Source organism: Rummeliibacillus suwonensis (assembly GCF_007896435.1).
GTDB classification, from domain to species: domain Bacteria; phylum Bacillota; class Bacilli; order Bacillales_A; family Planococcaceae; genus Rummeliibacillus; species Rummeliibacillus suwonensis.
The window spans coordinates 2,294,489-2,307,653 of record NZ_VCBL01000001.1 but is presented as its reverse complement, the minus strand read 5'-3'; the positions used below and the strand labels follow the sequence as shown (position 1 = coordinate 2,307,653).

Sequence of the window (13,165 nt, the reverse complement as noted above, 5' to 3'; positions counted from 1 at the left end):
GAGTGGGATTCCCCGCTCTTTTCTGTTGTTATGACAACTTAGTGGGTCAGGAGGATTGTATGAGCAAGGTTACAATGGAAGTAGAACAGCTAGTAACACCGATAGTAGAGAATCTAAACCTTGAATTAGTTGAAGTGGAGTTTGTGAAAGAAGGTCGTGATTGGTTTCTACGTGTTTATGTGGATACTCCTGAAGGAAACATTGACATTGAACAATGTGCACAAGTAAGCGAATTATTAAGTGTAAAACTGGATGAAGTTGATCCAATTGAACAAAATTATTTTCTGGAAGTTTCCTCTCCGGGAGCAGAGCGTCCACTAAAAAAAGATGCAGACTTTGAAAAAGCAATCGATCAATTTGTGCATATAAAATCATATGAGGCCATTAATGGCATGAAAGAATTTGAAGGATATTTAAAGTCGTATACAGATGAAGGCGCTGAGCTTGCAGTACAGGTTAAGACAAGAAAAATAACAGTTTTAATACCGAAAGACAAAATTGCAAAAGCACGTTTCGCAATTGATTTTTCAAAAGAACGTTAACTTTAGGAGTGAAATAGATAATGAGTAAGGAATTAGTCGGTGCTCTAAGTGCACTTGAAGCGAAGGGTATCTCAAAAGAGGTCATCGTTGAAGCCATTGAGGCAGCACTTATTAATGCATATAAAAAAAATTATAACCAAGCGGCGAACGTTCGTGTAGACTTAAATTTAGAACAAGGTACTATGCATCTATATTCTCGTAAAGATGTAGTTGAAGAAGTGGAAGACGAACGTTTACAAATCTCTTTAGCAGAAGCACAAAAGATTAATCCTAATTATGAATTAGGGGATATCGTTGAAGAAGAGGAAACGCCTCGTAACTTTGGGCGTATTGCAGCGACTACTGCTAAACAAATTGTGACACAACGCTTCCGTGAGGCAGAACGTGGTATTGTTTACGAAGAGTATGTAGACCGTGCAGATGATATCATTACTGGTGTTGTAGAACGGTTAGATGCCCGTAATATTTATGTAGGCATCGGTAAAATTGAAGCTGTTCTTCCTCAAAACGAACAAATACCTGGTGAAGTATATAAACCACATGATCGTATTAAAGTATATATTACGAAGGTCGAACGTACTTCTCGTGGACCACAAGTATTTGTTTCACGTACGCATCCTGGCTTGTTACGTCGCTTATTTGAACTGGAAGTGCCAGAAATTTTCGAAGGTACTGTAGAAATCAAGTCAATCGCTCGTGAAGCTGGCGATCGTTCTAAAATTTCTGTAGTCGCTCATAATGATGAAGTAGATCCAGTAGGCTCATGTGTAGGTGCTAAAGGTGCCCGTGTTCAAGCAATTGTCAATGAATTACATGATGAAAAAATCGATATCGTCGAATGGTCAGAAGACCCAGTTGTTTTCGTCGCAAATGCATTAAGCCCTTCACAAGTATTAGATGTACAAGTGAATGAAGAAGAAAAATCTACAACAGTTGTCGTACCGGATTATCAATTATCACTTGCTATAGGTAAACGTGGTCAAAATGCGAGACTTGCTGCAAAACTGACTGGCTGGAAAATTGATATTAAAAGTGAAACAGATGCTACTGAATTAGGAATTTATCCTCGTGAAGAAGCACAAACTAGTGTTTATGAAGAACCTGACAACGAAGCGGATAACACTGATGAAGTAGAAGTGGACTTATATAAAGACTAAAAAAGAATAAGAAGCGTAAAATAATTGAATGATATGATTCCTTATCATTCAATTCTTAACGATAGAAGAAAGGTGAGTTCTGATGCCGATCAATCGTAAAGTACCTATAAGAAAATGTATCGCTACAGGCGAGATGCTTCCCAAAAAAGAAATGATTCGTGTCGTACGAACAAAAGAGGGAGAAGTAGAAGTGGACTTAACTGGTAAAAAATCAGGTCGTGGTGCATATGTTTCAAAATCTGAGGCTGCCATTCAGACAGCTAAGGAAAGAAATGTTTTTGAACGTCAACTTGAAGTGAAAGTTCCTGATCAAATATACGATGATTTATTGGCAATTGTCCGTAAGGAATTAAAAGCATGAATCAGGAACAAGCAATCTATAATTTACTGGGGTTAGCCGCTCGAGCACGAAAAGTGGTAACTGGCGAAGAACAAGTGATTAAAGAAGTCCGTGGTCAAAATGCAAAACTTGTTATTTTATCAACGGACGCTTCCAAAAACACGCAAAAAAAGTTGCGTGATAAATGTAATTCTTATAACGTTGAGCTACATGAATTTGCAACAAGAGATTCTCTTGGACACGCTATTGGTAGGGAGGCGAGAGTTTCCGTAGCTATTATGGACAGTGGTTTTGCAAAGAAACTGTCTGAGCTACTCAACGAAATCTAACCGGGGGTGAATACATGACAAAATTACGCGTTCATGAATATGCGAAACAAGTAAATAAGTCAAGTAAAGAAGTAATCGAACAATTATCAAAACTCCATATTGAAGTAAAAAATCATATGTCTACGATAGAAACAGATGTGATCAGCAAATTAGATAGTGTCTATACAAAGAAAAACACTGCACAACAAGCTCATCATCACAAGCAATCTAATGGACAGCAAGGAACTCGTCCTGTAGCAAGAAAAGATAGTCCTGCTCAAACAAAACAAATAAATACCCAAGGAAGTACTATGAATAATAATTCAACTTCAAGAGATCATTCAAAACCAAAACATAATTCAAATAACAACCAAGGCCATTCAAACGGCAATAACGGCAATAACAATAACAGCAATAATAATAACAATCGTAATCGTAATGGCAATCATCAAGGTGGTAACCGTAACTTCAATCAAAAAAGAAAGCCAGGCATTCATGGTGGACAACGTCGGAAAAACCGTCCACAACAAGTGCAACAACCAGCAGTTAAAAAAGAACTACCAGCAAAAATCACTTTCTTTGAATCTTTAACAGTTGGTGAATTAGCAAAAAAATTAGGTCGCGAACCATCTGAAATTATAAAAAAATTATTTATGCTTGGGGTTATGGCTACGATCAACCAAGAATTAGATCAAGATGCTATTGAGTTGATCTGTGCCGATTACGGTGTTGAAGTAGAGGAAGAAGTACGTGTAGATCTTACGGATTTAGATACTTATTTTGAAAACGATGAAAATGAAAATCAAGTGGATCTTAAAGAGCGCCCTCCAGTTGTTACGATAATGGGACATGTTGACCATGGTAAAACGACATTGTTAGACTCTATTCGAAACACGAAAGTTACTGAAGGTGAAGCAGGTGGAATCACACAACATATCGGTGCCTACCAAGTCGTCGTCAAAGGTAAAAAAATTACATTCTTAGATACTCCAGGACACGCTGCCTTTACGACAATGCGTGCACGTGGAGCGAAAATCACCGATTTAACCATTTTAGTTGTTGCTGCTGATGATGGTGTAATGCCTCAAACGATTGAAGCCATTAACCATGCAAAAGCCGCAGAAGTACCAATTATTGTAGCTGTAAACAAAATGGATAAACCTACTGCAAACCCTGACCGTGTGATGCAAGAGTTGACTGAACATGGATTAGTTCCTGAAGATTGGGGCGGTGATACGATCTATGTACCAATTTCAGCACTTAAAGGTGATGGCATCGATCAATTACTTGAAATGATCTTGCTTGTATCTGAAGTGGGAGAGTTAAAAGCAAACCCTAAACGTCGTGCCATCGGTTCAGTTATTGAAGCTCAATTAGATAAAGGACGCGGTTCAGTTGCGACATTGTTAGTTCAAAACGGTACATTACATGTTGGTGATCCAATCGTAGTAGGTCATACATACGGTCGTGTCCGTGCTATGGTTAATGATGTAGGTCGTCGCGTAAAATCTGCTGGTCCATCTACTCCAGTCGAAATTACTGGCTTAAATGATGTGCCACAAGCAGGTGATCGTTTCGTTGTATTTGAAGATGAAAAAACTGCTCGTCAAGTTGGTGAAACTCGTGCAGCTACTGCAATACAAGCACAACGTTCTGAAAAACAACGAGTAACATTAGATAATTTATTTGAACAAATGAAGCAAGGCGATATGAAAGAACTTAACTTAATCGTTAAAGCAGATGTGCAAGGTACTGTAGAAGCAATGGCAGCCTCATTGATGAAAATTGATGTAGAAGGCGTAAATGTGAAAATCATTCACACAGGCGCTGGTGCCATTACTGAATCTGATATTTCACTTGCAGCGGCATCTAACGCAATCGTTATTGGTTTCAATGTTAGACCTGATGCTAATGCTAAACGTGCAGCAGAAGAAGAAGGCGTAGATATCCGTCTTCATAAAGTAATTTATAAAGTAATTGAAGAAATTGAAGCTGCGATGAAAGGGATGCTAGATCCTGAATTCAAGGAAAAGGTAATTGGAGCTGCTGAAATTCGTGAAACATTTAAAGTTTCCAAAGTAGGTACAATTGCAGGCGGTTATGTAACAGATGGTAAGTTAACACGAGACAGTGGCGTTCGTGTTATTCGCGATGGCATTGTCGTTTTTGAAGGTGAACTAGATTCTTTAAAACGTTTCAAAGATGATGCAAAAGAAGTCGCAAAAGGATATGAATGTGGCTTTACCATTAAAGATTACAACGATATTAAAGTTGGAGACGAAATTGAAGCCTTTATTATGGAAGAGATAAAACGTTAATGATCATTTACGCAGAGTGTGAATTTTTTATCCCTTCTGCCCATTCGCTAAAAGAAAAAAGAGCCGTATTACAACAGATGCTTACTCGCACAAAACAAAAATACAATGTCTCAATAGCGGAAATCGATCATCAAGATGTTTGGCAAAGAACGCTTTTAGCACTCGTTTCGGTTGCATCTGCGCAACAAGCAGCTGAAAAAGAACTAGGACGCGCGATTGCATTTTTGGAATCAAATCCTGAATGGCAATGTCTCCATATACATCGAGAGTTTTTATAGAAATTGAGGTGAAACAACTATGTCAATGCGCTCAAATCGTGTTGCAGAACAGATGAAAAAAGAACTTGCGGATATTATTAGCCGAAAGTTAAAAGATCCACGAGTAGGATTTGTGACTGTAACAGATGTAGATGTAACAGGTGATCTTCAGCAAGCAACAGTTTATATTACTTGTCTAGGTACAGAAAAAGAACGTCAAGATACTATGAAAGGTCTTGAAAAAGCAAAGGGCTTTATTCGTTCGGAAATTAGCCATCGTATTCGTTTACGAGTTACACCCGAAATCTCATTTGAGTTTGACTCATCTGTTGAGTATGGGAATCGAATTGATACGTTGTTGCGTCAACTTAACGATTCACAAGAACAATAATCAAAAAAGCCTGCAGATTAAATGTTGCAGGCTTTTTCTAATATAAAAAGAGTTGAGGTCGTCGTATAGCCGTGACAAGTACTAAAGACCTCAAGTTGAAACGTTAATGATCCATATTTTAATGGATAAACTTAGATAATTAATGCCTGTTGGTTAAATTATAATTTTTAAGTAAAGGTGTGAATATGCATGCAGCACGGCATTCTCCCATTATGGAAAGAACAAGGTATGACATCTCATGATTGTGTATTCAAAGTTCGTAAAATCCTACATACTAAAAAAGTAGGGCATACTGGCACACTAGATCCTGGTGTTGAAGGGGTATTACCTATTTGTATCGGTAATGCAACAAGACTAGCTGAATATTTGACGGATGCGGGAAAAGTATATGAAGCAATTATTGAAATCGGAACGGCTACAACGACAGAAGATGCTGAGGGAGAAGTTATAGAAGAAGATACAACAGAAAAATATCTTACACGTGAGCAAGTTTTATCTGTGCTAAATTCATTAACCGGTGAAATATCTCAGACTCCTCCAATGTTTTCGGCTGTTAAAGTAAATGGTCGTAAATTGTATGAATATGCGAGACGCGGTGAAATCATTGACCGACCTACACGTCAAGTAACCATTTATTCATTAGAATTGCTTGATCATTGCGAAGAATATAAAGGAAGGACGATTACCTTCCCTGTACGTATAGCATGCAGTAAAGGAACATATATCCGTACCTTGGCTGTTCAAATAGGTGAATTACTTGGTTACCCAGCGCATATGGCCTCATTAGTACGTATAAAATCAGGTACATTTTCAAAAGAAGATTGCATTACTTTAAGTCAATTACAGGAAAAAGCAGAGAATGAGCAGTTAAAGGAATGTATCAAGCCATTAGAATATGCATTAACAGATTACCCACAATTTGACGTAACAGAGGATAATCATAAAAAAATAATAAATGGTCAAGTTTTACCGATGCACCCTGCTCTTAAAGAACATGATAAAATAGTTTATATGGAAGATCATAAAGCGGTTGCTGTCTATGTAAAGCATCCGGAGAAAAAGGGGCTAATGAAACCAGAAAAAATGTTCCCTAAAGTTGATTCCATATGAACAGGCAGTAAGGTAAGCCATTCCATCAAGATGCGTAAGTAATAAAACAGAAGATAAGAATGGGAGCTACTGCCTGTAAAAGTCCGATTGGTTCAGCTAACATTCAGTGAAAAAATTTCACTGAATGAGTTTTACTTTATCCCGCTTTAACAGGCAGTAAAGGTAAACCATCCCATCAAGATGTGTAAGTAATAAACAGAAGGTAGGAGTGGGAAACTACTGCCTGTAAAAGTCCGATTGGTTCAACTAACGCTCAGTGAAAAAACCACTGAGCGAAGTTTCACTTTATTAGGAGGCAGTTACATGAAGGTCATTCAACTGATGTATCCTTATCAGATCAGTTCAGATAAAATGGAAGGTCCATATTCTTTAGCAGTTGGCTTTTTTGATGGAGTGCATCGTGGACACCAAGCTGTTATCGAGGAAGCAAAAAAACAAGCAAAGGATAAAAACCTAAAACTTGCGGTAATGACATTTAATCCACATCCATCGATCGTTTTAGGGCAACATAAGGAACAAGTATTTTATATTACGCCTTTGAGCCAAAAATTAGAAATTTTAGAAGAACTTCAGGTAGATACTGTATTTGTCGTCCGATTCACATCAGATTTTGCTAAATTAAGTCCACAACAATTTGTCGATGTATTTATCCGCAACTTGAATATTCAACATGTTACCGCAGGTTTTGATTTTACATTTGGAGCGATGGGACGTGGAACAATGAAGGATTTACATGAAATGAGCAATGGAGATTATGAAGTATCTATAGTTGAAAAACAGCTACAAGATTCTGATAAAATTAGTTCGACACGTATTCGACATGCATTAGAAAAAGGAGATATGGAACTGGTACGCGAGCTTCTTGGTCGACCTTATCAGATTCCTGGGATTGTTGTACATGGGGACAAGCGTGGACGACAAATCGGTTTTCCAACCGCAAACGTACAAGAGGCAGAAGGGACTTTTATCCCTGCGAATGGTGTCTATGCAGTACGATTGCAAGTACAAAATGAGTGGCATGATGGAGTATGCAATGTAGGCTATAAACCAACCTTTAAAAACCCTGATGAAAAGAATTTAACGATTGAAGTATATATTAATAACTTTGATAAAAACATTTATGGTGAAGAAGTAAAAGTAGATTGGTATAAATATCTTCGCGGTGAACAAAAATTCGATGGCATTGAATCGTTAAAGGCACAAATTGAGTTAGATAAACAACATGCTATGGAATATTTAAGCCATTGTTAATTCAACGATTATAGTTGCATGCATATGGTCTTTATGTTACTATTTCTAAGGCGGCATACTTAAAGTTGTCACTCAACCATTACTTGGCACATCGAGTCACCAACGAGTTGCTCAGTAATAGGGGATATTTCATTTTAGGAGGTGAATAGGATGGCACTAACAAAAGAACGTAAAAACGAAATCATTGCTGAGTTCCGTACACACGAAAGTGATACTGGTTCACCAGAAGTTCAAATCGCTGTCCTTACGGAAGAGATTAATAACTTAAATGAACATTTACGTGTTCACAAAAAAGATCATCACTCACGTCGCGGTTTATTCAAAATGGTCGGACGTCGTCGTAACTTATTAAAATATTTACGTGAAAATGACGTACAACGTTACCGTGAAATCATTACTAAACTCGGCTTACGTCGATAAAATGCACTTTTGTGAAAGCGGGCTTGTCCCGCTTTTTCTTTATGCCCCTATAAAATACAACATAACCTCCTAGGTCATATTTGAAAATGAAGTTTAGAGAAATGTTTCGCAAAGCATTATTATTTTTGATAAACTACAAGTAACTACATAACATAAACAGTATATGTGATTAGGTTTTCTTTTTAAGAGAGGAGTTCAATACATGAACGAAAAAAAGGTTTTTACCTATGAATGGGCAGGACGACCTTTACAAATTGAGGTGGGTCAGCTCGCAAAACAAGCAAATGGAGCCGTTATGGTTCGCTACGGAGAAACAGCTGTATTATGTAATGCAACAATGTCTAAACAACCGAAACAAGCTGATTTCTTCCCATTAACAGTAAACTATGAAGAAAAATTATATGCTGCTGGTAAGATTCCAGGAGGATTTATCAAACGTGAAGGACGTCCTTCTGAAAAAGCCATTTTAACATCGCGTTTAATCGACCGTCCGATTCGTCCGCTTTTCCCAGATGGATTTCGTAACGAAGTACAAGTTATTTCGATGGTCATGTCAGCAGATCCCGATTGTAGTTCAGAAATGGCTGCAATGCTAGGGTCATCACTAGCTCTTATGGTGTCTGATATTCCATTCGATGGTCCGATTGCCGGCGTTCAAGTGGGGATGATTAACGATCAATTTATCGTTAATCCAACAGTAGAACAATGGAAAGATTCAATCATCAACTTAACAGTAGCAGGTACAAAAGACGCGATTAATATGGTTGAAGCTGGTGCATTAGAAGTACCAGAAGAAACAATGTTAGAAGCCATCATGTTTGGTCATGAAGAAATTAAAAAATTAATTGCCTTTCAAGAGAAAGTAACTGCTGAAGCAGGTAAAGAAAAAATCGAAGTTGTTCTTCATGAATTAGATGCAGCATTAACGGAAACGATCACTTCTGAGTACGAAGAAAAAATGAATGCTGCCATCCAAACTTATGAAAAACATGCTCGTGATGAAGCAATCGAGGCTGTTAAAGCAGAAGTTATCGCCAAATATGAAGAACAAGAAGCAGACGAAGATACTTTAAAACAAGTAGGCCAAATTTTAGATAAGATGGTCAAAGCAGAAGTTCGTCGTTTAATAACAGAAGAAAAGATTCGCCCAGATGGTCGTAAATTAGATGAAATCCGTCCTTTGTCTTCTGAAGTCGGCTTATTGCCACGTGCTCACGGTTCAGGTCTATTTACACGTGGACAAACTCAAGCGCTATCTATTTGTACATTAGGTGCATTGAGCGACGTTCAAATTATTGACGGTTTAGGTGTTGAAGAATCAAAAAGATTCATGCATCATTACAATTTCCCACAATTCTCTGTTGGTGAAACAGGTCCAATTCGTGCACCTGGTCGTCGTGAAATCGGTCATGGGGCTCTCGGTGAACGTGCGTTATCAGCAATCATACCAGATGAAAAAGACTTCCCATATACAATTCGTTGTGTTTCTGAAGTATTGGAATCGAATGGTTCAACTTCACAAGCAAGTATTTGCGGCTCATGTCTAGCACTTATGGATGCAGGTGTTCCTATTAAAGCACCAGTAGCTGGTATTGCAATGGGACTTGTGAAGAAAGGCGATTATTATTCAATCTTAACAGATATACAAGGTATGGAAGATCACCTTGGTGATATGGACTTTAAAGTAGCTGGTACGGCTAAAGGTGTAACAGCACTTCAAATGGATATTAAAATTGATGGACTTTCTCGTGAAATTTTACATGAAGCTTTAGTTCAAGCAAAACGTGGCCGTATGATTATTCTTGATTCTATGCTTGCTACGCTTTCTGGACCAAGAGATCATCTTTCAAAATACGCACCTAAGATCAAAAGCATTCATATAAATCCAGAAAAAATCCGTGATGTCATTGGATCTGGAGGTAAACAAATCAATAAAATCATCGAAGAAACGGGTGTCAAAATAGATACTGAACAAGATGGAACCATCTTCATCTCTTCTTCTGATGAAGAAATGATTGATCGTGCAAAAGAAATTATCGAAAATATTGTTCGCGAAGCAAAAGTTGGCGAATATTATATGGGAAAAGTCAAACGTATCGAAAAATTCGGTGCTTTTCTTGAAATTTTCCCAGGAAAAGATGGTTTACTTCATATTTCTGAAATTCAAGAAGAACGCACAAAAGCTGTTGAAGATGTTTTGAAAATTGGCGATGAATTATTGGTAAAAGTTATTGAAATCGATCGTCAAGGCCGTATTAACTTATCACGTAAAGTGGTATTGAAAGAAGAAAAAGAACGTCAAGAAAAATAAAAGCAAAGCGTGTTAAAGTTTCGACAAGCACTAGAAGACCCGAATCAAAAGTGCCTTTTCAATTTTCAAATAGCGGGATTGAAGGGACCTCGAGGGGGACTCTGCCATGTGCAGCAATAAAAGCGAAACATGCTTGCTAAAACGATTATTTTTTGAATGTAGAGGATTATGAAGATAATTTTCGAAATCACGAGGTTGCCTGTGAATCTAAAGGCAGCCTTTTTTTACATAAGGGGGAAATTATTTGGTTACAAAGTATAAATGTCCAAATGGTGTACGAATATTGACAGAAAAATTGCCTTATGTGCGTTCAGTTGCTATGGGCATTTGGGTCAATGTTGGTTCAGGAAATGAAAGACCCGAAGAAAACGGGCTTACACATTTTATCGAACATATGCTATTTAAGGGGACGCATAGTAGGACCGCGAAAGAAATTGCAGAATCCTTCGATCGGATTGGAGGACAATTAAATGCATTTACCTCTAAAGAAAACACCTGTTATTATGCTATAACATTAGATCATCATGCAGAGGAAGCTATTACTCTATTGACGGATATGTTCTTCCATTCGACATTTGCCGAGGATGACATTGAAAAAGAACGCCAAGTTATTTTTGAAGAAATGTCTATGGTAGAGGATACGCCTGATGATGATGTAGATGAGCGGCTATGGAGTGCCATGTATCCCCATCATCCAATGGGGGCACCTATCCTTGGGACGGAAGAAACTTTAGAAACTTTTACAAAAGATAAAATTGAAACATATATGTATGAACACTACACACCAGATCAAGTTGTCGTTTCAGTTGCTGGAAATATAACAGACCGATTGATTCATAAGATCATTGAATTATTCGATCAATTTAACAACACGAATCATCATTCTAAAATCATTCAAACAATACCCAAGTTTTTACCGGGACAAACGACAAAAGAAAGTAATACGGAACAAGCACATTTAGCTATTGGATATGAAGGATTAACCATCAAAGATCCGGATTTAATGAGCTTGCTTGTTGTGAATAATATTTTAGGAGATACGACATCCTCCAGATTATTTCAGCAGGTTCGAGAGGAGCAGGCATTAGCATATTCTATTTTTTCTTATTATACTGCCTATGAACATGCGGGAGCCTTTATGATATATGGAGGCACATCACCAGAAAAACTTACGATGCTTGAGGAAACGATTCTTCAAATCACTGAACAAATGGTGAATGATGGTGTATCCTCAATCGAAATACAGTATGCAAAAGAACAATTGGAGAGTAATCTATTGCTAGGGCTTGAAACATCGAACGATTTTATGAATCGCAATGCCAAAAATGAACTCTTGTATGGGAGAGAAAAAACGGTAGAACAAACATTACAAGAATTACATGCTGTAGATGAAGAAAGTGTAAATCGAGTCATTCAAATGTTGCTAACAAAACCATATGCCAAATCTGTTATTCAACCTGCTAAAGGTGGCATCGAAAGTCGTTAAATAGACGACTTTTGCGCCACTTTTTTCATTTTTTATCCTATAGGGGACAGCATAGTCTCCTCTTTAAAATGGAAGTAACGAGTAGGAGAGATTAGCAAGCAAATCGAGCTTGAGATTTGCTTGACGATCTCTTTGTTTTTTTATGCACAGGAAAAGCTTAGGCTTCATACACTGTTAATACGGGAAAAAAGGAGGGATTGAATGCTCTTATCGGAGCTTGCTAGCAAAGAGTTAATTCAGATAAAAGATGGGGTACGCTGTGGGCTACTGGCGGAAACGGAATGTTTACTGGATGCTAAAACTGGGCAAATTTATGGCTTTGAATTGGTTCATAAAGGTGTTCGTTTGCCTTTTAAACCAAAAGATACAAAGATGCAATCATTCATTCCATGGACTGAAATTTCACTGATTGGAGAAGATCGTATTTTATTTAAAAAGACGCAGCCTTTAACATCGGGGTATATAAAATGAGTAAAGAAACGTGGCTAATTTTAGGAAAAGACTTACGCTTTAAAGAATTAGCATTGCGCCTTTCGTTGGATTTTGAAAATGTCATTTATAAGTATACGGACAACTGGAATGAAGAGGTCCAACAGATTATTGTCACTGAAAAACCTCAAAGAATTGTTTTGCCCATTCACGCTGTTGATTTGCCTAAATCTGCTTTTGAATCATTGTCGGAGGATACGGCCATATTCGTTGGGAAAAGCAATCAAAGTTTGCAGCAAGAACTTCGATCTTTAAAAGAAGATCATGTCATCTATTATTTACAGGATGAATCTTATATCTGGCTCAATGCAAGACTAACTTCAGAGGGAATGCTATGTGCATTTTATGAGCTTGAATCTGCTTCTGTTTATGGAAAATCTTTTTATATTACAGGATTTGGAAGAGTGGCGAAAATGCTTGCCTATATGCTGCATAAATTAGGGGCAAATGTGCACATATTAGCGCGCTCAAATAGTCAAATCCAAGAAGCCATTGCATACGGGTATGTTGCCTCGCAACTGATTCCTAAAAATATAAAAGAATCTTATTATTTGATCAATACAATCCCCAATAAATGGCTTACGGATGAATTTTATCAGCTCTTAGATCAAGAAACCAAAATATTCGATGTGGCATCAGCACCGGGCTGTTTAAATGTGAAAAGTAACGAACAACTCAGCTATTATTTACTCCCGGGCTTGCCTGGAAAGTATTTTCCACAGGATGCAGCTGATTTACTGGCACAAATTATTATACGAAAAAATAATGAACTAGGGGAGGAATGA

The 13,165-nt window shown here is 37.6% G+C and carries 14 protein-coding genes; all 14 read left to right on the top strand.

Features of this window, described 5'->3' with window-relative positions:
- The first annotated feature begins 59 nt into the window (after nucleotides 1-59).
- The 14 genes from rimP (at nucleotide 60) to FEU33_RS10490 (ending at nucleotide 13,165) form a co-directional block, all read left to right on the top strand.
- Nucleotides 60-542: a ribosome maturation factor RimP gene (rimP, locus tag FEU33_RS10555; protein WP_146549328.1), complete on the top strand. Its 483-nt coding sequence runs from the start codon at nucleotides 60-62 to the stop codon at nucleotides 540-542.
- A 20-nt stretch (nucleotides 543-562) separates the two neighbouring features.
- A complete protein-coding gene (gene nusA / locus FEU33_RS10550; protein ID WP_146549327.1) occupies nucleotides 563-1,699 on the top strand; it encodes a transcription termination factor NusA in 1,137 nt (378 codons plus the stop codon).
- An 82-nt stretch (nucleotides 1,700-1,781) separates the two neighbouring features.
- Nucleotides 1,782-2,060 (top strand): RNase P modulator RnpM, encoded by a 279-nt coding sequence (rnpM, locus tag FEU33_RS10545; protein ID WP_146549326.1) that lies wholly within the window; start codon nucleotides 1,782-1,784, stop codon nucleotides 2,058-2,060.
- A complete protein-coding gene (locus tag FEU33_RS10540; protein WP_146549325.1) occupies nucleotides 2,057-2,368 on the top strand; it encodes a YlxQ family RNA-binding protein in 312 nt (103 codons plus the stop codon). The genes rnpM and FEU33_RS10540 overlap by 4 nt, the downstream gene beginning before the upstream one ends.
- Before the next feature lie 14 nt (nucleotides 2,369-2,382).
- Nucleotides 2,383-4,665: a translation initiation factor IF-2 gene (gene infB / locus FEU33_RS10535; protein WP_146549324.1), complete on the top strand. Its 2,283-nt coding sequence runs from the start codon at nucleotides 2,383-2,385 to the stop codon at nucleotides 4,663-4,665.
- Nucleotides 4,665-4,943: a DUF503 domain-containing protein gene (locus tag FEU33_RS10530; RefSeq protein WP_146549323.1), complete on the top strand. Its 279-nt coding sequence runs from the start codon at nucleotides 4,665-4,667 to the stop codon at nucleotides 4,941-4,943. The genes infB and FEU33_RS10530 overlap by 1 nt, the downstream gene beginning before the upstream one ends.
- A 19-nt stretch (nucleotides 4,944-4,962) precedes the next feature.
- The gene (gene rbfA / locus FEU33_RS10525; protein ID WP_146549322.1) at nucleotides 4,963-5,313 is read left to right on the top strand and encodes a 30S ribosome-binding factor RbfA; all 351 of its coding nucleotides are present in this window, start codon (nucleotides 4,963-4,965) and stop codon (nucleotides 5,311-5,313) included.
- Nucleotides 5,314-5,502: 189 nt separating this feature from the next.
- Nucleotides 5,503-6,423, top strand: a complete 921-nt coding sequence (gene truB / locus FEU33_RS10520) for a tRNA pseudouridine(55) synthase TruB (protein WP_146549321.1) — start codon at nucleotides 5,503-5,505, stop codon at nucleotides 6,421-6,423.
- Between the two features lie 303 nt (nucleotides 6,424-6,726).
- On the top strand, nucleotides 6,727-7,674 hold the full coding sequence (locus FEU33_RS10515; protein ID WP_146549320.1) for a bifunctional riboflavin kinase/FAD synthetase: 948 nt from the start codon (nucleotides 6,727-6,729) through the stop codon (nucleotides 7,672-7,674).
- 150 nt (nucleotides 7,675-7,824) lie between these two features.
- Complete coding sequence (rpsO, locus tag FEU33_RS10510; RefSeq protein ID WP_146549319.1) at nucleotides 7,825-8,094, top strand: 30S ribosomal protein S15; 270 nt, start codon at nucleotides 7,825-7,827, stop codon at nucleotides 8,092-8,094.
- Between the two features lie 202 nt (nucleotides 8,095-8,296).
- Entirely contained in the window at nucleotides 8,297-10,405 is a 2,109-nt protein-coding gene (gene pnp / locus FEU33_RS10505; protein WP_146549318.1) for a polyribonucleotide nucleotidyltransferase, read from the top strand.
- Nucleotides 10,406-10,649: 244 nt separating this feature from the next.
- The gene (locus FEU33_RS10500; RefSeq protein ID WP_146549317.1) at nucleotides 10,650-11,891 is read left to right on the top strand and encodes a M16 family metallopeptidase; all 1,242 of its coding nucleotides are present in this window, start codon (nucleotides 10,650-10,652) and stop codon (nucleotides 11,889-11,891) included.
- 201 nt (nucleotides 11,892-12,092) lie between these two features.
- Nucleotides 12,093-12,362 carry a YlmC/YmxH family sporulation protein gene (locus FEU33_RS10495; protein ID WP_146549316.1) on the top strand — a complete coding sequence of 90 codons (270 nt, stop codon included), beginning with the start codon at nucleotides 12,093-12,095 and terminating at the stop codon, nucleotides 12,360-12,362.
- Nucleotides 12,359-13,165 (top strand): dipicolinate synthase, encoded by an 807-nt coding sequence (locus FEU33_RS10490; RefSeq protein WP_146549315.1) that lies wholly within the window; start codon nucleotides 12,359-12,361, stop codon nucleotides 13,163-13,165. The genes FEU33_RS10495 and FEU33_RS10490 overlap by 4 nt, the downstream gene beginning before the upstream one ends.